At 39.9% G+C, this 20,351-nt stretch carries 43 protein-coding genes; all 43 read left to right on the top strand.

Going from position 1 to position 20,351, the window contains the following annotated elements:
* The first annotated feature begins 21 nt into the window (after window positions 1-21).
* On the top strand, window positions 22-129 hold the full coding sequence (locus tag MHI11_RS20965) for a DUF6906 family protein (protein WP_445661862.1): 108 nt from the start codon (window positions 22-24) through the stop codon (window positions 127-129).
* Complete coding sequence (locus MHI11_RS14355; protein WP_268507845.1) at window positions 126-656, top strand: hypothetical protein; 531 nt, start codon at window positions 126-128, stop codon at window positions 654-656. The genes MHI11_RS20965 and MHI11_RS14355 overlap by 4 nt, the downstream gene beginning before the upstream one ends.
* A complete protein-coding gene (locus tag MHI11_RS14350; protein WP_162842516.1) occupies window positions 625-765 on the top strand; it encodes a hypothetical protein in 141 nt (46 codons plus the stop codon). The genes MHI11_RS14355 and MHI11_RS14350 overlap by 32 nt, the downstream gene beginning before the upstream one ends.
* Window positions 765-905 (top strand): BH0509 family protein, encoded by a 141-nt coding sequence (locus tag MHI11_RS14345; RefSeq protein WP_268507854.1) that lies wholly within the window; start codon window positions 765-767, stop codon window positions 903-905. The genes MHI11_RS14350 and MHI11_RS14345 overlap by 1 nt, the downstream gene beginning before the upstream one ends.
* Window positions 906-911: 6 nt before the next feature.
* Complete coding sequence (locus tag MHI11_RS14340) at window positions 912-1,091, top strand: hypothetical protein (RefSeq protein WP_412071865.1); 180 nt, start codon at window positions 912-914, stop codon at window positions 1,089-1,091.
* A 66-nt stretch (window positions 1,092-1,157) separates the two neighbouring features.
* Window positions 1,158-1,367, top strand: coding sequence for an XtrA/YqaO family protein (locus MHI11_RS14335; protein WP_003216388.1), 210 nt, complete (start codon window positions 1,158-1,160; stop codon window positions 1,365-1,367).
* 33 nt (window positions 1,368-1,400) lie between these two features.
* Window positions 1,401-1,652, top strand: a complete 252-nt coding sequence (locus tag MHI11_RS14330) for a hypothetical protein (RefSeq protein WP_340961298.1) — start codon at window positions 1,401-1,403, stop codon at window positions 1,650-1,652.
* Complete coding sequence (locus tag MHI11_RS14325) at window positions 1,649-1,900, top strand: hypothetical protein (RefSeq protein ID WP_340961296.1); 252 nt, start codon at window positions 1,649-1,651, stop codon at window positions 1,898-1,900. Before MHI11_RS14330 ends, MHI11_RS14325 begins: the two co-directional genes overlap by 4 nt.
* A gap of 13 nt (window positions 1,901-1,913) precedes the next feature.
* On the top strand, window positions 1,914-2,900 hold the full coding sequence (locus MHI11_RS14320; protein ID WP_340961294.1) for a DNA-methyltransferase: 987 nt from the start codon (window positions 1,914-1,916) through the stop codon (window positions 2,898-2,900).
* A gap of 243 nt (window positions 2,901-3,143) precedes the next feature.
* Entirely contained in the window at window positions 3,144-3,842 is a 699-nt protein-coding gene (locus MHI11_RS14315; RefSeq protein ID WP_340962331.1) for a dUTP diphosphatase, read from the top strand.
* A 98-nt stretch (window positions 3,843-3,940) separates the two neighbouring features.
* Complete coding sequence (locus MHI11_RS14310) at window positions 3,941-4,207, top strand: YopX family protein (RefSeq protein WP_340962330.1); 267 nt, start codon at window positions 3,941-3,943, stop codon at window positions 4,205-4,207.
* Window positions 4,204-4,578, top strand: coding sequence for a hypothetical protein (locus MHI11_RS14305; RefSeq protein WP_340961292.1), 375 nt, complete (start codon window positions 4,204-4,206; stop codon window positions 4,576-4,578). The genes MHI11_RS14310 and MHI11_RS14305 overlap by 4 nt, the downstream gene beginning before the upstream one ends.
* A gap of 1 nt (window position 4,579) precedes the next feature.
* The gene (locus tag MHI11_RS14300) at window positions 4,580-4,849 is read left to right on the top strand and encodes a hypothetical protein (RefSeq protein WP_340961290.1); all 270 of its coding nucleotides are present in this window, start codon (window positions 4,580-4,582) and stop codon (window positions 4,847-4,849) included.
* Between the two features lie 15 nt (window positions 4,850-4,864).
* A complete protein-coding gene (locus tag MHI11_RS14295; protein WP_075611147.1) occupies window positions 4,865-5,074 on the top strand; it encodes a hypothetical protein in 210 nt (69 codons plus the stop codon).
* On the top strand, window positions 5,071-5,481 hold the full coding sequence (locus tag MHI11_RS14290; RefSeq protein ID WP_340961287.1) for a hypothetical protein: 411 nt from the start codon (window positions 5,071-5,073) through the stop codon (window positions 5,479-5,481). Before MHI11_RS14295 ends, MHI11_RS14290 begins: the two co-directional genes overlap by 4 nt.
* A gap of 205 nt (window positions 5,482-5,686) precedes the next feature.
* Window positions 5,687-6,208: a hypothetical protein gene (locus MHI11_RS14285; protein WP_340961285.1), complete on the top strand. Its 522-nt coding sequence runs from the start codon at window positions 5,687-5,689 to the stop codon at window positions 6,206-6,208.
* Window positions 6,209-6,210: 2 nt separating this feature from the next.
* On the top strand, window positions 6,211-6,423 hold the full coding sequence (locus tag MHI11_RS14280) for a hypothetical protein (protein WP_340961283.1): 213 nt from the start codon (window positions 6,211-6,213) through the stop codon (window positions 6,421-6,423).
* 105 nt (window positions 6,424-6,528) lie between these two features.
* The gene (locus tag MHI11_RS14275; RefSeq protein ID WP_260857579.1) at window positions 6,529-6,651 is read left to right on the top strand and encodes a hypothetical protein; all 123 of its coding nucleotides are present in this window, start codon (window positions 6,529-6,531) and stop codon (window positions 6,649-6,651) included.
* A 13-nt stretch (window positions 6,652-6,664) separates the two neighbouring features.
* Window positions 6,665-7,111, top strand: a complete 447-nt coding sequence (locus MHI11_RS14270; RefSeq protein ID WP_340961281.1) for an ArpU family phage packaging/lysis transcriptional regulator — start codon at window positions 6,665-6,667, stop codon at window positions 7,109-7,111.
* A complete protein-coding gene (locus tag MHI11_RS14265; RefSeq protein WP_144459413.1) occupies window positions 7,108-7,650 on the top strand; it encodes a site-specific integrase in 543 nt (180 codons plus the stop codon). Before MHI11_RS14270 ends, MHI11_RS14265 begins: the two co-directional genes overlap by 4 nt.
* Window positions 7,651-7,807: 157 nt before the next feature.
* Window positions 7,808-8,101: a hypothetical protein gene (locus MHI11_RS14260; RefSeq protein ID WP_268507825.1), complete on the top strand. Its 294-nt coding sequence runs from the start codon at window positions 7,808-7,810 to the stop codon at window positions 8,099-8,101.
* A gap of 207 nt (window positions 8,102-8,308) precedes the next feature.
* Window positions 8,309-8,551, top strand: coding sequence for a hypothetical protein (locus tag MHI11_RS14255; RefSeq protein ID WP_340961279.1), 243 nt, complete (start codon window positions 8,309-8,311; stop codon window positions 8,549-8,551).
* A 30-nt stretch (window positions 8,552-8,581) separates the two neighbouring features.
* Window positions 8,582-8,890 (top strand): hypothetical protein, encoded by a 309-nt coding sequence (locus MHI11_RS14250; RefSeq protein ID WP_340961278.1) that lies wholly within the window; start codon window positions 8,582-8,584, stop codon window positions 8,888-8,890.
* Between the two features lie 60 nt (window positions 8,891-8,950).
* The gene (locus MHI11_RS14245) at window positions 8,951-9,730 is read left to right on the top strand and encodes a hypothetical protein (RefSeq protein WP_340961276.1); all 780 of its coding nucleotides are present in this window, start codon (window positions 8,951-8,953) and stop codon (window positions 9,728-9,730) included.
* A 30-nt stretch (window positions 9,731-9,760) separates the two neighbouring features.
* Complete coding sequence (locus tag MHI11_RS14240) at window positions 9,761-10,054, top strand: hypothetical protein (RefSeq protein ID WP_340961275.1); 294 nt, start codon at window positions 9,761-9,763, stop codon at window positions 10,052-10,054.
* A gap of 18 nt (window positions 10,055-10,072) precedes the next feature.
* Window positions 10,073-10,282, top strand: a complete 210-nt coding sequence (locus MHI11_RS14235; protein WP_340961274.1) for a hypothetical protein — start codon at window positions 10,073-10,075, stop codon at window positions 10,280-10,282.
* Window positions 10,279-10,473, top strand: a complete 195-nt coding sequence (locus MHI11_RS14230) for a hypothetical protein (protein ID WP_340961273.1) — start codon at window positions 10,279-10,281, stop codon at window positions 10,471-10,473. Before MHI11_RS14235 ends, MHI11_RS14230 begins: the two co-directional genes overlap by 4 nt.
* Window positions 10,466-10,774 carry a transglycosylase gene (locus MHI11_RS14225; protein WP_340961271.1) on the top strand — a complete coding sequence of 103 codons (309 nt, stop codon included), beginning with the start codon at window positions 10,466-10,468 and terminating at the stop codon, window positions 10,772-10,774. The genes MHI11_RS14230 and MHI11_RS14225 overlap by 8 nt, the downstream gene beginning before the upstream one ends.
* Before the next feature lie 44 nt (window positions 10,775-10,818).
* Window positions 10,819-11,163, top strand: a complete 345-nt coding sequence (locus MHI11_RS14220; protein ID WP_268467678.1) for a hypothetical protein — start codon at window positions 10,819-10,821, stop codon at window positions 11,161-11,163.
* Window positions 11,153-11,518, top strand: coding sequence for an HNH endonuclease (locus MHI11_RS14215; RefSeq protein ID WP_165379008.1), 366 nt, complete (start codon window positions 11,153-11,155; stop codon window positions 11,516-11,518). The genes MHI11_RS14220 and MHI11_RS14215 overlap by 11 nt, the downstream gene beginning before the upstream one ends.
* Window positions 11,519-11,745: 227 nt before the next feature.
* The gene (locus MHI11_RS14210) at window positions 11,746-12,258 is read left to right on the top strand and encodes a phage terminase small subunit P27 family (RefSeq protein WP_340961270.1); all 513 of its coding nucleotides are present in this window, start codon (window positions 11,746-11,748) and stop codon (window positions 12,256-12,258) included.
* A complete protein-coding gene (locus tag MHI11_RS14205; protein ID WP_340961269.1) occupies window positions 12,255-13,967 on the top strand; it encodes a terminase large subunit in 1,713 nt (570 codons plus the stop codon). The genes MHI11_RS14210 and MHI11_RS14205 overlap by 4 nt, the downstream gene beginning before the upstream one ends.
* 15 nt (window positions 13,968-13,982) lie before the next feature.
* Entirely contained in the window at window positions 13,983-14,177 is a 195-nt protein-coding gene (locus MHI11_RS14200) for a DUF1056 domain-containing protein (protein WP_144626667.1), read from the top strand.
* A 2-nt stretch (window positions 14,178-14,179) separates the two neighbouring features.
* Window positions 14,180-15,475, top strand: coding sequence for a phage portal protein (locus MHI11_RS14195; protein WP_340961268.1), 1,296 nt, complete (start codon window positions 14,180-14,182; stop codon window positions 15,473-15,475).
* A complete protein-coding gene (locus tag MHI11_RS14190; RefSeq protein ID WP_268507808.1) occupies window positions 15,432-16,151 on the top strand; it encodes a head maturation protease, ClpP-related in 720 nt (239 codons plus the stop codon). Before MHI11_RS14195 ends, MHI11_RS14190 begins: the two co-directional genes overlap by 44 nt.
* Window positions 16,152-16,189: 38 nt before the next feature.
* Complete coding sequence (locus tag MHI11_RS14185) at window positions 16,190-17,467, top strand: phage major capsid protein (protein ID WP_319610304.1); 1,278 nt, start codon at window positions 16,190-16,192, stop codon at window positions 17,465-17,467.
* Window positions 17,468-17,494: 27 nt separating this feature from the next.
* Window positions 17,495-17,902, top strand: a complete 408-nt coding sequence (locus tag MHI11_RS14180) for a collagen-like protein (RefSeq protein WP_340961266.1) — start codon at window positions 17,495-17,497, stop codon at window positions 17,900-17,902.
* Between the two features lie 12 nt (window positions 17,903-17,914).
* Window positions 17,915-18,217 (top strand): head-tail connector protein, encoded by a 303-nt coding sequence (locus MHI11_RS14175; protein ID WP_217012940.1) that lies wholly within the window; start codon window positions 17,915-17,917, stop codon window positions 18,215-18,217.
* Entirely contained in the window at window positions 18,207-18,521 is a 315-nt protein-coding gene (locus tag MHI11_RS14170) for a phage head closure protein (RefSeq protein WP_265208256.1), read from the top strand. The genes MHI11_RS14175 and MHI11_RS14170 overlap by 11 nt, the downstream gene beginning before the upstream one ends.
* Window positions 18,521-18,925 (top strand): HK97-gp10 family putative phage morphogenesis protein, encoded by a 405-nt coding sequence (locus MHI11_RS14165; protein WP_061408913.1) that lies wholly within the window; start codon window positions 18,521-18,523, stop codon window positions 18,923-18,925. Before MHI11_RS14170 ends, MHI11_RS14165 begins: the two co-directional genes overlap by 1 nt.
* Entirely contained in the window at window positions 18,922-19,320 is a 399-nt protein-coding gene (gene gp17 / locus MHI11_RS14160; RefSeq protein WP_340961264.1) for a tail completion protein gp17, read from the top strand. The genes MHI11_RS14165 and gp17 overlap by 4 nt, the downstream gene beginning before the upstream one ends.
* 2 nt (window positions 19,321-19,322) lie before the next feature.
* Window positions 19,323-19,937, top strand: a complete 615-nt coding sequence (locus MHI11_RS14155) for a major tail protein (protein WP_003216480.1) — start codon at window positions 19,323-19,325, stop codon at window positions 19,935-19,937.
* Window positions 19,938-19,993: 56 nt separating this feature from the next.
* Window positions 19,994-20,338: a phage tail assembly chaperone G gene (gene gpG, locus MHI11_RS14150; protein ID WP_340961263.1), complete on the top strand. Its 345-nt coding sequence runs from the start codon at window positions 19,994-19,996 to the stop codon at window positions 20,336-20,338.
* Window positions 20,339-20,351: the final 13 nt, after the last annotated feature.

Below are 20,351 nucleotides of genomic sequence, written 5' to 3'. Positions count from 1 at the left end.
AGAGCCGAAAGGAAGATTTTAGTGGTAAATGGGTTGAACCCACTTTATTGGCTCGTAGAAAAGAATCTGACGTCATCTGTACACGTTGTGCACAAAGAGGTCGGTCGCAGAAAGGAAATTGCGAAATGAGTGTCATTAGAATCATTTTGGATCATGTCAATTTCGAATGGACGATTGTTGGTCTCAAGAGATTTTTGGATTACTGGTACGAAGGCAGATCGATCGAAGAGATGGCGGAGTTATTTAACCGACCATCAGAAGAAGTGTTGCTGCTGATGATTGATTTTTCAAAAAGAGGAAAGATCAAGGAGCGACCGAACGGTGTCGGCGCAAACGAGCCTATGTATATCAAAAAAAGCGCAATGAGCTACAAAAAAAGAGATCTACGCAAGCTGTTTGAACAACAACCGGTTTACTATGCCTGCCCTTACAACGACTTCATCTGGTGCGAGAGGGACATCATAGCTTTTCGGAAAATGTGGCAGGATCATGAGCCGATCAGACATATGGCCAATCGTTTGGCCCGCAATGTCCATGACATCCTGTTGCTGATTATAGATCAAGCCGAACTAGGCAAGATCGAACCACGTAAAGGCGGCGCACTAGGAAAGGAGTACAAGCAGCATGAAAAGAAAAAGCATCCTGTTGCCATTTGAAAAAGCGACAGCACGACAACTCGAAGTCATTGCGAGATATGAAGAGTGTCCGAAACAGCTAAAGACAGCAGCCGTGCGCCATCTCAAAAAGAGAGGAGGCATCAAGTGATGACCAGTGACGAAAGAGAGTTAATGATCGAGTGGTTGAGTCTTACAAATGGGGCTTATGGGCGGGAGTATTGCGAGAAACTGACTGACGATGAGCTAGAAAGAATCTTTAATCTCAACGTTCCGCAGCGTGACGAATAAGAGGAGGTGAGCATATTGGGAAAAGTGACGAATCCATACAAAGCAGGTCCCGTGAAAGCGTGGGTTATGTCAGAGGATGAACTAGCAGCTTATAGGCAGCAGCACCCACCAAAACCATATAAAAAGAGACTCAAACGTAAAGACTGGCGTTGGAAGCGCACAGATCAATCCGTCGAGTCTCAATGATCACCATGATTTTCATGTGATTAATAAAACCTACAGACTTTTATTATATCACATGGAGTGATCAAAGTGAACGAACCGCAGACGATTTCATTAGCAAAAAATGAACTTTTTACAACCTCAGTCGAACAAGGAAAAGTCCAAGTGGTCGTGCTGGACGGTATCAACAATACAGCCTATTGCATCGATGCGCCAGAGCATGGTCACACGATTATTGAGACATTTAAAGGCAGTTTTGACCGAGTTAGATTTGATTTCAGCCATAAAATTAAAAAATAGCAGGGGTTTATCCCCTGCGGGGGAGGAATCACGATGTTTTCAAAAGATCAAATAAGCGTTGAGGCCCTTTTGCATGAGGTCGAATGTTTAAAAAGAGAAATAGAGAAAAAGAATGATGCTCTTTACTCATTCTCACAGTTTTTCTTAAACGAACTGGATTGGGAGCAGAAACAATTTAAAAGAACTAAATCTGAGTTTCACAGAGGTGGATCAGAAGTCCTGAAAAACCTTGAGAAGCATTATGAATTTGTTTTTATGAAGCGATTGGACGGTGAAAAAGTATGAGTCTACCAAAACACGTTGAATTGTCTCAGGCTGTCAAAGCCTGCAAAAACAAAGCAATGACGATTGATGATGCTGCTGCACATCTTCGAGTGCCTGACTATGTGGTGCCGATGCTGGTACGCAAAAACGATGATCTGATCATAGAGGGCAATGTTGTCATGGCAAAGCGTGAGTCAAACGGGCCTGTCATCTTCACGCTACTGTTTTTCATGGGGATTATTGCGGTTGCTGGGTTAGTCGGAAACTAGAAAGGGGTGCGGTATGGACCTTAATCAAATCATTCAAGGTGATTGCATAAAAGTTGTTCAATCGCTGCCATCGAATACAATTCAAACCGTGATCACTAGCCCGCCTTATTGGGGGTTAAGAGACTACGGAATGACTGAGCAAATCGGTTTAGAAGAAACCGTTCAAGAATACATTCAAAAAATCGTTTCTTTATTCAGAGAGATTAAGAGAGTTTTAAAGGATGATGGCACTGTTTGGCTGAATCTAGGTGACGCTTATGCTGGAAGCGGTCGTGGAAGAATTGCGAACGGCCGTACTCATCCAGGTACTGAACATAAACAATCTATTGGTCAAAGAAGCGGTGTTATAAATCTTTCAAACAAAGTAGCCGGATTAAAGCCAAAAGATTTAATAGGCTTGCCGTGGCGTGTTGCTTTCGCTCTCCAAGAAGATGGCTGGTACCTGAGAAAAGACATTGTTTGGAACAAACCAAATGCCATGCCAGAGAGCGTGAGGGATAGACCGACAAGCTCACATGAATATATTTTTCTCCTCTCAAAGTCACAACAGTATTATTACGATCATGAAGCAATTAAAGAAGACGCTGCTTACAAACCGTTTCCGGATCCACCAAGAGGATCAAAAGGAGCATTTGGAATGGAGCAACAAGGTCGAAGAGAAGACAAGCCCTGTGGCTCATTCAAAGGGAAGTATGGTGACTTAGCATTCAGAGCTATCAGAAATAAGCGGAATAAGCGTTCAGTCTGGACCGTTGCAACCAAGCCAACCAAAGACGCTCACTTTGCAACATTTCCAGTGGAGCTGATAGAGCCGTGTGTATTAGCTGGCTGCCCTGTTGATGGCATTGTATTGGATCCATTCATGGGATCAGGAACAACGGGCATAGCGGCACTCAAGCATAGTAGAAATTTCATCGGAATTGAATTGAACCCTGAATATATAAAGATCGCAAACAAGCGCTTAAACGGCGTGCAAATCGAACTGTTGCATCACCTATAAACGCCTAGCGGCTTAGGAGGAAAAATCGTGAGAATAGGCAGCATGTCAACATATGAAAGTAAACCATGTGCATTATGCAATAGAAAAACTACCAGCTATAAAATCTATGAACAATCAAATATGCAATTAAGAATTCCTCTTTGCGACACAAAAGACAGGAAGTGCTTTGACAAAGTGGATGTTAAAGAATACAACAACATTCTTCTTAAAAGTTATCAAAAAGGATATTCAGGAGGACGCGAAATGAATCTACAAAAAATGTTTGAAATGCAGGCGGAGTTAGACCGCCGAATCATCCGAGAAAAAGGGCTGGAAGGTCAAGACCTGCTGCCTAACACATATGTTGCACTCATCACCGAACTAGGAGAATTCGCTAATGAAGGACGCTGGTTCAAACATTGGAGTGATAAGCAAGAGCCGAAAAGAAAAGCAATCACCACTGCAGGTGCAACACTTGAAAATGCTAATTACTTTAGATGCGAAAGTGATGATTGCGGTGAATTTTCGAATAGAGAAGACTTTGAAAATTTGTTTGAGCCTGATTATGATGAGTGCCCTATTTGCGAAGCGGGGAGCGTGACTATATTCCGTGAAGTTGATCCGTTGCTGGAAGAATATGCGGACTGCATTCACTTCTTCTTATCAATTGCGATTAAAAAGGGATGGAAAGAAGAGTTAAGTGTATCAGAAGCGGCGATTGAGGAGTTCAAAGAAGAAGGGTTTGAAGGTGGTCTTTCGGGATTGTACTTGGAAATGCAATGGAGCTTATTGAATTCTCGAATGTTCAAGGATGAAGAAAAGAAAAAAGAACACTTCCGTGTAGCTTGGGGATTGTTCTTGGCAATTGGAATCGTTGGCTTCGGCTTCACACCTGACCAAATAGAACAAGCATACATGCAAAAAAACGCCGTCAATCATAAGCGGCAGCAGGAGGGATATTGATGCGAGAGATTAAATTCCGTTCGTGGATTAAGAATAAAGAAAAGTTCATCTATGACTTCATCTTGCACCAACCGAGATTTAACCATAGTTAAAAGTCAATCCTCACGCAATACACAGGGCTAAAAGATAAGTACGGCGTTGAGATTTATGAATCAGACATCGCTCTTGATCCAAATAAAAATATCAAAGGTGTCATTTGCTATGACTGTCATCAAGCGAGATATAAGTTCGTTCCTTTAAGTTTGTATCACTCTAACGCTGGCGACGGTGGATGGTCAGGGTTTGAACTAAACGTAAACAGAAGACTTCCAGAAGTCATCGGAAACATCTATCAAAATCCTGATCTATTGGAGGAAGCACGATGAACGAAAACAACCCGATTATCTCATCTGTAATTACAAAGCTACACCAACAGCAGGCAAAAGGTCTGCAAAAGTACGGGGCTTATGTCAAAACCTCCTCCTATGATCTAAAAGGGTGGTTGCAGCACGGACTTGAAGAAACGTTGGATCTTGCGACATACCTTGAAACGGCAATTCAGTTGCTACAGGAACAAGAACAGGCTTTTCAAGCTCGTTATGATCACCATATATCACAAAAATATGAAGCGATGGCAGGTTTTTATGAAGGCTGGAGCAGTAGTACAGATGCCAGAGATCATCACGCATTGAGTGCAAGCCTAGTTTATCAAGATGCTTTGACAGCGGGATTTAAATTGAAAACGGAGGGAGAATGAAATGAAATTTTACGAGGTGCATGATCCATATTACGCATTGATTAAAGCGAAAAACGAAGAAAATGCTATGACAATCTATACTGATACCGTGGCTGATGATGAAGAGGGAGAACTTGCAGAGAACATCAAAGAAGTGACAGGACTATATGCAGCAGCAAAATACAGCCGCATCTTAGGTGAGGATAACAAAATTATCCCACTGAAAGAAGTTCTTGAGGATTTAACCAGCGAAGAAGAAATGATGCTGGCAGTAGACGGCAGTTTGATATAAGAAAGGGGAATGAAGATGAAATTAAAATCAGTTTTTACTTTAGAAGTTTTAGAAACGATAGATTGTGGCGAATGGGACCACTATCCAACAGAAAGCGAGATGGAAGAAGCATTGATTGCTCAATTTGGTAACTGCACACATTTTGATGACGGTTTTGATGACGGTTTACCTATTATTTTTGAAGTCAAAAAGCGAAATATATTTCATGGGGAGGTTTTCAAATGAAAAAACTACTAATCACACTAACTATTATTATTGCGGCGGTGCTTTATGCGCCGTCTGCTGCGGCAGTAACGAGCGGATATAAAACAATTGGAGGGCATACAGTCAGCGTATCAACTGACGCCAATTCTTACACGCCGAGAGCTAAATCAATCGACGTGACAGCACGTAAAACGGGTAATGAAACAGTATACTACCGCTTCACGCTTCAAAAGAAGGTGAGCGGCAAATGGAAAGATCAACGGTTTAGTCTTGTTGGATCGTTTAAAAGCGCCACGCCAGCAAAAGAGTTTTACATCGTCAATCACACATCCGGCACGCACCGTATCAAAATGACGATCTACAGAAACAAAAACTGGACAGGCGTTAAGGGGCATATCTATACGCCGTCATTCGAGGTGCGAAAATGACAATCAGAACATGGCACGACGGAGGTAATGAAGTGAAGAGAAATTTAGTTTTATATGAGTATGAGTGTGTAGATTGCGAAGAGTTGATTCTTTTGGAGCATGAAAAGTCACCAATGTATTGCCCTTACTGTGGAGATGCAGATTTAGAATTTACTCCAGGAAGAATCGCACCCGCATTGATCTATAAGCCTAAGGAGATCGCACAATGACAATCAAACTATCAAACCTACCTGACGATGTGACAATAATCAATGAGTGCGGCTTTATTATCCAAACTGTCGCAGAAACAAAAGAAGATATTTTAGAAAGAGGGGAACACCATCACGAAGATACATGGTTTTTATTCAAGAAGAGTGACAACCCTGATGATGTTTTTGGTGCTGAAGTGGAAATAGATATTCTTCCAGACTGCTTTGAAGGATTTATCAAACTTGATAGATCAGAACTAGCAGCCATCAAGGACAATATTCTCTTTACAGAAATGAACGGGCATGATTTAAATAAAATCGAAAAAGGGATATTAGCAAAGGTTGAAACTGCTTTGTATCTACAAGCGGAGAATTACGAAGAAGAAATCCGAAATTCAACTGGAGCAGCTAAAAACCTAGCAGACAAGATGAACATTCTTCGGAAATCGTTTTTATTAACGACTGCAAAGATTGATTCCGTTTTAATTACAATAGGTGAGAAGATTGACCGTACTTTAAAAACAAAACGAGGAGAATGAACATGAATATTGATCCAAGACAAGCATTTAGGAATTTCTTTAAATTTCAGTTAGAGAATGGAGAAGGTCTATCGGAATTAAAGCTTAATGAAAAAGACATAGAGAAATTCATAAACGGCGCGGAAGATGATTCGTTCTTTTACGATAAATTAGATGTTTTTTTGAAAGAATTCATTGAGGATCATGGTGATGAATACGGAATCGAATTTAATTAATCAAACAACTAAATAAGTCCAAGACGGAGAGCCTGCGGACACTGATCAACACCTTTTAAGGGTGCTGGTTGGTGTCCGTTTTTTATTTGTCGGAAAGGAGCAACCATGAAGAAGGAAAAGCCGAAAAAGAACACGCAGAAGCTCACTGACAGAGATTTAAGAGAGTTGATGGGGCAAAACATGCAACGGTTAAAAAGAGCCAAAGGCGGGGCCATGCGCCGAAAATAAAGGGGGAATTATCTTGAATCAAACAAGTTTAGACATTCCGCAAATCGACGAGGAAAAAACTAGAGCAAAGATGGAAAGAATGCTAGAAAAGTATAAAATGTTAAGGCTTCAAACGCCAGAAGACTTTCTTCCAAAGATCACAACAACTTATACGATTACACCACCGAGTTTTTCGAACCAATTCCACTCATCCACCGAAGAAGCAGCTCTTAAAAAGATGGATTGGGAGATTGATCGTGAAAAATATATGAAGCGAATCGAAAGGGGTATTAATCGTCTTACGCAAAAAGAGCGGCGCATATTAGTTATGCTCTATATGCAGGATGAAGAAATGTTCGATTACGAAATTTATGTGGACATGGGTCTCAGCCAGCGGAACTATTACCGATTCAAAAATAAAGCCTTTTACCGTTTAGCCTTCGCGCTTAGAGAAGAAGTGTACAAGGGGGACAAGTCATGAATTTTGTTCAGCCGATAAGAGACTTTGAAAAGGTGGAGCAAATGAAGGCTTATCTAAAAAGGAAAAACAGAAGGAATTATATATTGTTCATATTGGGGATCAGTACTGGCTTAAGGATATCTGATATTCTCAAGATCAAAAAAGAAGACTTGTTGAAAACACACCTGGTCCTCAGAGAAACAAAAACAAAGAAGCAAAAGAGGATTCGTATACCGCCATCAGTTAGAAATGAATTAATCGCTTACGCTAAGGATCTTAAAGATGGTTCATACGTGATCAAAAGCAGGCAAGGGGAAAATAAAGCGATAGATAGATCGGTGGCATATCGCATTCTTAGAGCGGCCGCTGAACAAGTGAACATCACTGAAATAGGCACGCACACATTAAGAAAGACCTTCGGCTACCATTTTTACAGACAGACAAAGGATGTAGCCATGCTGCAAGAAATATTCAATCATGCCAGCCCAGATATCACAATGAGATACATCGGAATCAACCAAGACAACATGGATTCCGCAATGATGAAGTTTAAGATATAATTTTTTTAGATATATCTGCACCAAAAAATATCAAGGAGTGCAGTCATTAAAGAAATTAAGAGAAAGCTTTATGTGGCAAGGATTTCAGCGATCCCGTGAGTGCAACACGCTATGTTTTATAATGCAGTCAAATTTACTCAGGAGGAAGATGATAAGCATGAACATTGAACAGGCAAGAAATCGAATTAGAGAATTGGAGAATTTCATAGAGATGGTGGAGAATTACAATGCCGATACGTTCGAAAAAGAAGCGGTTAAACTCTATGTGTTGAATGAAAGCGTCAGCAAGGTTGCGGACGAACTTAACGATAAAGGGTACAGAGTTGGGAATAGGAAAGTGATTGGTAAAGATGTTTCTGATATCCTTAGAAGTAAAGCCGAAGATGATTTGCACGCTTTGGCCAATAAAATGTTTAGTAGGAATAAAAATAAAGCTTCTAGGAGGTGGTGAATAAAATGATTAAAGCTATCACAAAAGGTAATTAACTTAAGAGCGGCTTCCATTGCGGAGGTCGCTTTTTTATTGGCATGAAAATGGCACATTTTTGGCACGATCTTGGCAAAGCATTTTGTCTGAGAACGGTTATAATGGTATTAGGTGATAAATTGAGAGCGGCTTCCATTGTGGAGGTCGCTTTTTTATATGGAGGTGTTAGCTGTGGTAGAAGTAACTGTAATTTCTATGGAGCGACACATGAAAGAAGAAGGTAAGGAGTTATATCGAGGAGCAGATTTACTCATACCGTTTAAGCGTGTTCCTTATGTCGTTGTGAATGCTGAAATTAAACACAAGGGCAATATGATTAAATCAGAGTATACATTCCTTGATGCCGAGGATATGTCTTTCAAGGAAGCGCAAGAGCGCATAATTGATATGCTGATGAATGGTCTTGCTGATTGAATCTGCGTAATAAAGACAGGAGGTAACAGTATGAGCGACAAAAATAAAACAACCCCTGCGGCAACAGACAAAGGTGTAGGGGGTAGTGCTGCAGTCAAAAAGTGGGTTGCACAGGCTATAAGCATCACTGGAATTTCTCCATCCTATGCAAAAGCATTAGAAACCATTGCCATGAAGGAATCAAACGGAAACCCGACGGTTGATGATGAACGAATGCAAGCTGAACAGCTTTTGAATGATATTAATTCTGGAAATATCTCAATTAACGAAGCAAGGTCTGTTCTAGGTTTGCAATCGTTAGTGACACCAGCAGCTAATCTAAAATATATTGCTATTTAAGATAGTTTTATAAAAAAATAAGACTGAAAAGCGCCTGTCTATGTGATAGGTGCTTTTATTATGAGGAGAGTGTTGAAAATGTTTTTAGACTTAACTTACAAAAGTATCTTTGATCAACTGAATGAGGCATTATCTAAAAAGACTTTGATAGTTACTACTGCTAGGACAAGGCGAATCGGCAAGACAAAAGCGCTTGTGGATCTGGCCGCATATGAAGAAGTACCGATTGTCGTCAAGGATTCAGTGGTTAATATGTATACAAAAGAGTATCCAAATGTACGGATTATCGGGGAATATGCCGCTAAAAGAAGTAGTACACTTTTAGACACTGTGTTAGTTGAAGAAGGCGTACAGGAGACAACTATCACTATATTAAGAGATAATGGTGTAACGGTATCTGGGTTCTTTGTTGACCCAAGATGGTCCGTGGTAGCTGGGGAGAAATACGTTCCATATGAAATTTTTGGAACCCCTGTATTGATGACCAAAGAAGAAGCAGAGAACCTTGAGCCTCAGACATTTGAAGAACCACCATTATTACAAATCACATTGAAAGATATACATTCAGTTCCTGAAGTGATTCACAATGGTGAGACTTTAAAAGGATTGATTGATATAGACATCAATTGGAAAACTGGTGGCCTAGATAAATATGGATCGGCTTATGTTAATTTGCGAACAGCTGGAGAAAAGGGCAAGAGACCAATTGAAAAAAGGATTGAGTATAAACGCGGAGAAGCAATGGATGAGCTGCCGACAAAAGATGATCTAGTTTGGGATAAAGAACGAGGCATTTACCTTCGTCCTTGGAAAAACGTGAATGATAGCACTGTCCAATAGGGCGGTGCTTTTTATATGGAGGAGTTATCTGTGGTAGAACTCTTAATCTTAAAAGGTTGTTCAAAACAACGCACAAGGACTTTCATCGTAGGGAAAAATACAAAGCATGCAAGAGCGCTTTGGCAAGATTTAAAAAAGAAATTCCCACAATATAAATATCCGCACTATGTTTCTAGGGATGCTGCAATGTTAGACGGGGTGAATCCTAGCGAAACAAATTTAGTTTTATTGCCAGGCTATACTCAAAATCCAGTAGTCAAACACTTTGAGTTCCAATGGTTGAAGAAAAATGCCATTGAAGTAATTCATATCAATAGTGAATAAAACAAAGGGGTGAATGACATGACAAAGGAACCGCCTATAGGTGTTATGCCTAAGTGGATACATGATGAACGTAGAGTAGAAGATCTGGCAGCAGCTATTGAACGAAGAATAACAGAAAGATTAGAAATTCCCCTTGAATGGTTTGAAGAGTATAACAACCTCATCAAGCATCAAGTGAAGAAGAGAAAATCGCAAAACAACACGAATCAGAAGGAGGAAATCAATTGAAGATTTTAGTTCTTAAAACGCATTGTCTATTAGATCAGGAGGCAAAGGAGAACATTAGAGAAGAAACTAAGAAAGCAGCACAGACAGGTGTTATGATTCTTGATGGGGGAATGGGTTTGGAAGTTATTGAAATAGACACGTTATCCTCATTTGATGAAAAGGGAATTAGAGTAGGTTTTGTAAATGAATGATGTCTTATGTCAAAAATGCAAAAAATATTACGCTGTGGAAGTGAGGGAGAAAAAAGAAGCTAAAGGAATTGTAGTTCAATTCTTTCTTTGTCCTCATTGCGGAAACGTAAATATTGTTTCTGTAACGAATAAAGTCATACGTCAGAAATTGCGAGAATTGAGGAAGGCGCGCACCTTTTATGAACAAGCAACGACACATAGAAGCGCACAACGGCGTTTTGAAAAGTATACACAGTTACATGAAAGTGTCAAACGTCTTATGCTGCCTTTAATTGATAAAGTAAAACAACAATATAGTTAATTAGCATCCTTCGGGGTGCTTTTTATTTTGGGGAGGGACACAACGTGGACAACTCACTCAGGGAACTAATTATTAACACAGCAATTGGACACGCAATAAGGACAGACCAATTGTATAACGGACTTAAAGCCCTTAATAAAAGGGGATGCATATGGGCAGATGGGGAGATCATCAGGGGGTTAGGCATGCTCGGTTCTTACGGTGTGAGGGACAGGCAAGCTATAGACAGCCTCCTGCATGTCAGCCAGATTCTACCCTATGAAGCAGCACGATCCTATCTAGCATCATATCAAAGGGAGTACAGGGAGTTTTATGCCGTACAGAAAGTGGGGCATCTTCACGCCTTTGTTTTGTTTGCGATGATAGCTGGTGAATCCAATGCCACCTAAACCATTGAGAGAGTGTAAGGTGCGAGGGTGTAGGGAGTTAACAAGGGATGGTTATTGCCCTGCTCATGCTGATGGTAAGCAGCAGGAAGCAAAGTATTACAACAAACATGTTCGAGATAAACAATCAACAAGTTTTTATAAATCAAGAGAATGGAAACAGACAAGACAACTTGTTCTAATGCGAGACAATTACCTTTGTCAAAGCTGTTTAAAACAAGATCGTGTCGTTCCTGCTGTCATGGTTCATCACATAGTGGAGCTAAAACAGGATTGGAACAAACGATTAGATTTAAATAACCTCGAAAGCATGTGTAATAGCTGTCACAACAAGGTTCATGGCAAGCGAGGGTCATAGTACCCCCCGGCATTAAATCCCTAGGAAACGGCTTCGTGAAGATCGGTGAGCCGTCGTCTACAAACAAACACCGCTTTTCAAAGTTTCCGAAAACACGAAAAACCCCCTCGGAGAAAATACCGAGAGGGCTTGATACGACTGGTTTTGTTGTTAATTCGATCATAGCATGATTTTGCTCAAAAACAAGCATAAATTTCAAAAAATTGAAACGGAATGAGGTGAAAAATATGTCGAGACCTGCAAAATCCGCAACACTTCAATTGATACAAGGTAACCCAAACAAGAAAAATACTGAAGAATTGGAAATGCGCGCCGAACAAGAACAGAAAATGAAAATGCGATCAAACAACATCAAACCTCCATCCTGGTTAGATAAGGTTGCTAAAAAGGAATTCAAACGGATTGCCGAGTTATTAAAGGAAGTGGACATTATAACGGAGGCAGATATCAGCATGTTGGCCGCCTATTGTAATGCCTATTCACAATACATTTCTATTACTAAGGTGATTGAAAAAGATGGAATCATGGTTCATAAGGATGGTTTTGATGATGAGGGGAATCCAATTGAATTAATTGGAGAAGAACATCCTTTATTGAAACGGCAGAAAAACTTTTTTGATCAAATGAAGTCAACTGCAAATGATTTTGGACTTACTCCGTCAGCACGCGCAAAATTGGCTATCACCAAAACACAGGAGATAAGGGAAAAGACGGCAGCGGAAAAGGAGTTTAATATATGAAGACTATCAAACAATTTATGATTGACTATTCGCGTGATGTGTTATCAGGTGAAATTGTGGCGTGCAAAAAACACCAATGGGCTTGTCAACGTTTTCTAAAAGATATTGAAAGAGAAGGGACAGCAGATTTTCCCTATTTTTTTGATGACGAGAAGGCAAGACGGTTCCTATTCTGGATGACACAATTTAAACATACAAAGGGTCCTTTACAGGGTGAAAACATTGTACCTGAACCCATTCAGATTTTTATTTTCGGTAATATTTACGGTTGGGTTCATAAGGATACCGGATACAGGAGATTTAAAAAGGCTTATTGGCAAGTTGGTCGTAAAAATGCCAAAACTCAAAGTCTTGCTTGTGTAGGATCGTATGAGGCATTTGCAAATGATGAATACATGTCTGAGGTGTATATTGGTGCAACAAAAGCAGAGCAAGCCAAGATATGCTGGAATGAAATTAAAGCTCAAATAAGCAAGTGTGAGCTGCTTAATGTACCTGATAAAAAATACCGGGTCGCCTATGGACAAATAGAACACCTTAAAACGTTGTCAAAAATTGAGGCGCTATCAAAAGATGCAGGGAAAACAGGTGATGGTTTTAACCCTCAATGCGGCATTATAGATGAATATCATGCTCATAAAACATCTGAAATATATGATGTTCTTGCATCAGGGATGGCAACAAGAACACAACCACTCATGATGATTATTACGACAGCTGGATTTGAATTAAATAATCCTGCATACCGAGTAGAATACCCTTACGTTACTAAAATTATCGATCCAAACAATGTTGAAACAAACGATCAATATTTTGTCATGATTAATGAACTCGATCCAGATGATGACATCAAAGATGAACGAAATTGGATTAAAGCAAATCCGATTGTTGCCACAAATGAACATGGATTGGATTTCTTGCGCGGAGAGTTAGAAGTGGCCCTTGCAGTTCCAGAAAAAATGCGTAGTTTCTTAACTAAAAACATGAATATTTGGGTCAATATGCGTGATGGCGGATATATGGACATGCAAGCGTGGTCTGATTGCGGGAAACAGGAGAGTCTTCCTGATCTTTATGGTAAAGAGTGTTATGTAGGCATCGACTTGTCAAAACGAATCGACTTAACTGCTACAAGTTTTGAATTTCAACTTGAAAACGGTATGTATTTTGTGACATCACATGGATTTATGCCGGAAGAAACATTTCATGAGCGTATGAAAACAGACCGTGTCCCTTATGATCTGTGGGTCAAGAAAGGCTGGCTCACGCTTACTGATGGTGCTGTAGTTGATTACGATTATATACGGGCTTACATCAAACGACTTGAGGTTGAGAAAGGTTGGAAAATTAAAGAGATTGGTTATGATCCGTATAATGCTACGCAGTTTGCTCAGCAGATGGAGGCTGATGGCTACGTCATGATCGAGATCAGGCAAGGGGTGCAGACTTTGTCAGAGCCAACTAAAGATTTTCGTGAAAAGGTCAAAGCGCGAAAAGTCATACATGATAATAACGATCTTCTCACTTGGGCAATGGGGAATACTGTCACAAAAATTGATGCTCAAGAGAACATCATGCTTGATAAATCAAAATCGTCACAACGTATTGACCCAGCAGCTGCACTTATAAACGCTCATGTGAGAGCTAGTCAAGTAAATCAGCATTTTGACTTAAACGAATATATCCAGTCTGGTCAATTTAGTTTTTAGAAGGAGAGCTGTTGAATGAAAGAGTGGTCAAAATACTTAGAGGATGTTTTCCTTATACTTGGAATGGTTTTGATTGCAATTGCATGTTTTAGAATCTCAGTAAATACCGGGCTTTTTGTCTCAGGTGTTTTTTTCGTTTCCACTGCTTTTTTAATTAGCAGAATCACCCTGAATCAAAACAAAGAAGATGAAATAGACAGGGGTGAATGAATTTGTTATTACGAGGACGACCAAAGATTGAAAATCGTGTAGCGGAAGAAGATAGCGGATCTTTATTGAGTCCTGCTAAGTGGTTTCGGAACATATTTGCAGGTGTTGAAACGTCATCAGGGGAGCATGTCTCTTCTGAGAATGCGATTTTACATCCAGATGTGTACGCTTGTGTGAAAGTGCTTGCTGAAGATGCAGCTAAACTCCCTATAAAATTATTTCAGAGCAAAGAAGGAAGCGTAAAGACTATTCAAAATGACATTAGCAGGATGATTTTGCATAAGGTAAACCCGTATATGACCAGTTTTACGTGGAAAGCTCTTGTCATGTTAAGAATGGCAACCTGGGGGAACAGCTACAATCGTCTTGTCTATAATAGTGATGGTGATGTCAAAGCGATTTACCCACTTAATCCAGAGTCAACAAATACAAATATTGATCCTAAATCGGGGAAGGTTTGGTACTCAACTACGATCAATGGTGAGTATGTTGAACTGCACTATCATGAAGTCCTGCACTTCAAAAACCTATCTTTAGATGGCATCGTAGGTCAAACGCCTATATCTGTTATTCGAGATAATATTGGATCAAATAGGGCAGCCACAAAATTCAATGCTAAGTTTTACAAAAATGGTGGGGCACCGTTTGGTGTCATCAAAACACCGTCTTTGTTGAATAGAGAGAGTAAGAAGGTTCTTAGAGATGATTGGGAAGAAGTCAACGCAGGTCAATCCATTGCGGTACTTGATGCGGGTCTTGATTATTCACAAGTAACAATGCCAATGAAAGATGCCCAATTTATTGAATCTATGAAATGGAATCGTCAGCAAATAGCCTCCATCTATAAAGTGCCACCTCATAAAATTGGGGAATTGGATCGAGCAACCTTTTCGAATATCGAGTCACAGTCTTTGGATTACGTGAAAACAACCTTGCAGCCTATAGTGACAAATATTGAACAAGAATTGAACGATAAAATCCTTACTCCTGCTCAATTAAAAGAAGGCTTTTATTTTAAATTCAATTTGGAAACAGAATTACGTGGAGACAGTAAAACAAGAGCTGAATTTTACGAAGTCATGCAGCGTGTAGGAGCATTCACTATTAATAAAATCCTAGAAAAAGAGGATATGACAGGTATTGGAGAAATCGGAGATGAGCATTTTGGTAATTTGAATCTAGTTCCCCTTTCAATCATGAAAGAATATCAATTAAGCAGGGTGAGTAATAAGACTCTGGAAGGGGGTGATAGAGATGAAGAAAAAGAAGAAGTATTGGAACATGAAACCACTGAATGATGTTTCTGCAGAAATAACTTTGTATGGTTCCATTACTGGAGAAGGTTGGTTTAGTGAAAGTTCTTCTAAAGCATTTCAAGCAGATTTGAAAGATTTGGGCGAAGTCGCTGAAATTGATCTTTATATTAATTCACCGGGTGGTGATGTATTTGAGGGACAAGCAATCCACTCGATGCTGCAGCGGCATAAAGCGAAGATAAATGTTTATGTCGATGCGCTAGCAGGAAGCATAGCTTCTGTCATTGCAATGGCTGGCGACACCATCACGATGCCGAGTAATTCAATGATGATGATCCATAACCCTTACATGGGTATGATCGGTAATGCTGCGGAATTTAGAAAAGCTGCAGAAGACTTGGACAAAATCACTGATAGCATTGTGTCAACCTATTTGGCAAAGGCAGGAGATTTACTAGAAGAATCGACCTTGCGTGACCTTTTAGATAATGAAACATGGTTAACAGCTGATGAGGCGTTGCAATATGGGTTAGCTGATGCAGTTGCAGAGGAAAAGAATGTTGCAGCTCAGATAGATGAGAACATTGTTTCTCAGTTCAAAAACATACCTGCTACAATCGTTGCAAAACTATCCAAAGAACCTGAAAGCAATCAAGAGAACATCATAAACTTGAAACAACAACAGAATGCCATACATGCAGCACTCCTAGAAATTTAGGGGTGTTTTTTTATGGGAAATTTGAGGAGGAAACCATTTTGAAAAAATCAAAAACACAGAACAAATTGCTACGGCTGCCTATCCAATTCTTTGCTAAGGAAGGTATGACGGTAAAAGAAAGAGAACTACGCCAAGCTTTAGCGGAAAAACGTGATGAGATCATGGCCCTAAATGATGAGGGAAAGGTTGATGAAGCGAAAACAATGCTTGCTGAGGCGCAGGTTTTGAAAGAACAAATTCAAAACTATGAAGAAATGCGAAATATGTACGTTGATTACGGTGATGAGGATCAGCAGGATGATCAGGGTGTTAAATCGCAGGTTGTTTCAAACGATGTCAGCGGTAAACAAGTATTAAATCATACAGAATTATTTGCTGATGCCATCATGAAAGGTAAGGCACCAAAACCATTGGCTGCAATGAAAGAGTCTGTGGATGAAGATGGAGGCTTAATTGTACCAGAAGACATCACCACAAAGATCAACGAAAGACGACGTCAATTTGATACGCTGGCTAATCTGGTTGATGTTATTCCAGTTGGCACAAATAAAGGTGCAAGAACGCTTGAGAAAAATGCTGATATGCAGCCTCTGGTCGACATTGATGAATTAGAAGATATTGAAGAATTGGAAAATCCAAAGTTTGAGAGAATTAAATACGACATTAAAAATCGAGCTGGTATTTTAGTTCTTTCAAATGATCTATTGAGTGATACGAGGGAAGCCCTCATGCAATTCTTAGTCAATTGGTTGGGAAAAAAATCAGCTGTTACACGCAACGTGAACATCTTGAAAGTATTGAACAAATTAGACAAAAAAGCTGTTTCCACCACAGATGACATTAAAGACATTACAAATGTACAGCTCGATCCAGCTATCAATGAAACTTCTGTATTTGTAACAAACCAGTCAGGATTTAACTATCTTGATAAGTTAAAAGACAACCAAGGAAGATACCTTTTACAGCCAGATCCAACGAACAAAACAAAAAAACTATTATTTGAAAAAACTGTACATGTGATTTCAAATAAATATCTTCCAAATGGCGGTAAAACAAAACCTAAATACCCTCTGATTATTGGTGATTTGCGTGAAGCAGTAAAACTTTTCGACCGTCAGCAGTATTCCATCCGATCTACTGATGTAGGTGGAAAAGCGTTTTATAGAAACTCAACAGATGTACGAGTTATCCAAAGGGATGATGTTGTGCTATGGGATGAAGAAGCTGTCGTGTTTGCTGAATTTACTGGAATTGAAGTCATTGATGAAAAGCCACCTGAAACTGATGATGATAAAGCTGTAGACGCTGGAAAATAAACAAAAAATGAAAGGAATTGATTAATCATGGCTAAAGATTTTTTGAATGAAAGTAATGGAGTATACACATCTGCAGAGGCTGGCGCTGATGGGAAACCTATCACGCCTGTTTCTATCAGAGACAACAGTGAAGAAAATCCTCTTATTGTTAAGGGATTAAAAGGTGATCCTGGTGAACAAGGTCCTCAAGGTCCTCAAGGTCCAAAAGGTGAAAAAGGGGATCAAGGAGAGCAGGGGCCGAAAGGTGATAAGGGTGACGCTGCAGTATTAGAGTCTGGCTCTATTAAAAATGAACATCTAAGTGATGGCTCAGTAAATTCCCGGACGATCGGCAAAGGCAGCGTTATGTGGGAAAATCTCAATTCTGCTGTAAAAGACTTGATCACCGAATTGCAAAATAGAGTCGAAGCTTTAGAAAACCCAAAATCTGAATAAAGGTGATGCCAAATGACTGAGGCAGAACAAAAAGAGCTTGAAAAAGCAAAAAAATACCTCCGCATTGATGGTGATGCGGAGGATGATTTGATTTTACATTTTATCGCTGCAGCAAAAGAGTACATCAGCTCTGCAACGGGTCTGAAATTTCCTAATAATTTAGCACGAGCAGAACTGGCCGTTATGTCTTTTGTGACTCACTGGTATGAGAATAGGCAAATATCCGGAACGACATCAAATCTTGATGGTGTGCTCACAACAATGGTCAATCAACTCAAATACTTGGTTGTGGATGGTGAAAAAGATGCTGAATGACATGCGGCACCGCATTCAGTTTCAGGAGAAAAAAGAAAAGAACCGATTGCCTGTCGATGGTGACAATGGCTGGGAAACTGTGGTTGAGTGCTGGGCCAAGGCAGAGGTCTTAAAAGGCGCTGAATATTATGCGGCAGCTGCTATCCAAAAAGAACATACAATCAAATTCACGATTCGCCACCGGGAAGATATTGACGATCATATGAGGCTTATTTTCAGAAAGAAAACATACGAAATTGAATCAATATTACCTCATTATTCAAGGCTTAACTTTCTTACGGTTAGGGCAAAGGCGGTGACGTGATGTTTAACCTTCAAATTGACGGTTTAGAGGAATTAGAAAACGCCATTGGCAACATGCAGAGAAAAGTCAGTAAGATGCATAAAGAAGCTCTTACAGCTGGCGCAACCGTGATAAAAGATGAACTTCATCCAAACACACCAAGATCCGACAAAGGCCAAAAACACATGCAGGATGATCTTGATATTACGCGGCTTCGTACTGATGGAGACGGGATAAAATATGTTGCGGTTGGTTGGCCGAAATCAAAGTCACGTAAGGACACGAAGTGGAGAATTCATTTCCCTGAATTCGGCACTTTACATCAGCCAGCGCAAAAATTCTTTACGAGAACTGTCGATGCGAAATGGGATGAGGCTATACGTAAAGTAGCAGATAAATACCGACAGGCGCTGAGCAAACTATGATCAATCAAAACTTAATAAGGCGTGCAGATACTTGCAAGAATGCCATTTTTGAAGCGTTGGAGAATGATCCAGCGCTTTTGTCTTTAATAGACAAAGATGACATCTATGAGCTTGCAGTGCCAGAGGGTACAAAGTCGAGTCCACCGTATGTCGTGCTACAAGAAATCAACTACAAACCGATCAAATGGGCTGATAACAGGCCCATACAAGATAGCGCAACCTATCAAATAGATGTTTATCACAATGCCGATCCACAGCCCATCATGGCGGCAATCGGGGATATGATGGCACGTTTAGATTTTGCGCCAACTATACCCATCAATGATTTTTTAGAGAAAGAGAGATTGATCAGAAAAGGGTATCGTTTTGAAAAAAATATAATACTAGGAGGCTAACTATGGCTGAGTACAGTTCAGTAACTGGTTTGGAAAATGTTCAGTTTGCACCATTGCAAAAGAAAGGTAAATTCTTTGTGCCTACTGAAATTTTAAGATATGAATATGCAATCAATATGAAGGTGGAAACTGAGACATCAACGGAGAAGCAGTATGCAGATAACAAGCTGGTCGATTTAGTGGTTTCAACTGGTTCCACTAAGCTTGAGATTGAGATGCGGGATCTGCCTATGGAAATTCTTGCGAAGCTGCTAGGAATCGAACAGGACAAAAACGGGTTGTACTTGTTCAAAAAGAACATTACCCCACCATGGGTCGCAATGACGTTTGAAGGTCCAAAAGCAAACGGGAAGTCTCGTCATGTCGGTTTAGTAAAAGGGCGTTTTTCTCTTCCAGGCGATGAGTGGAAGACAAAAGAAGATAAGACAGATTTCCAAACCATTAAACTGTCTGCGGAATTTGTTGATCGTGAGCAGGACGATCTTTTTAAAGTGGTCACAGATGAAGATGCTGAAAACTTTAATCTTGATGCTTTTTACAAGTCTGTTTTTGGAGAAGCATACAAAGATGATAAAACAGAAAACGGTAGCAGCGTTGATATTGGAAAAGGTGTTTAAGAGGGCTGAAAAGCTCTCTTTTTTCATTGGAAAATAAAAAACAAGGGGGAGTCACGATGACTCAAAAACAAATTTCTATCTCTATTTGGTTCGAAGAAGAGAAAAAACACAAAACATTTATTGCGCCAAGAACAAACGCAAAAACACTTTATGAGGCATTTGAGTTAGATGAAAAAGCAACAGAAACGAAGAATGCGAAAGAACTTGTTAAAAGTCTGAATGAACGAATCAAATTTATTGTACGTGTCTTTCAGAATCAATTTACTTTCGATCAGTTTCAAGAAGGCTTTCAATCCTTCGAAATTGCGGATGCAGTTAGAAAAACCATGATGGAGATCATGGGATTTAAAGCAGCCGAAACGCAGGAAGAAAAAGATTTTTTGCCCGACATGAAGGCGTAGATGAGCCTTTAAA

The sequence above is a fragment of the Bacillus sp. FSL K6-3312 genome, from assembly GCF_038007485.1.
GTDB classification, from domain to species: domain Bacteria; phylum Bacillota; class Bacilli; order Bacillales; family Bacillaceae; genus Bacillus; species Bacillus pumilus.
Note: the sequence above shows the minus strand (reverse complement) of the source record. Positions and strands in the feature narration are given on the sequence as shown.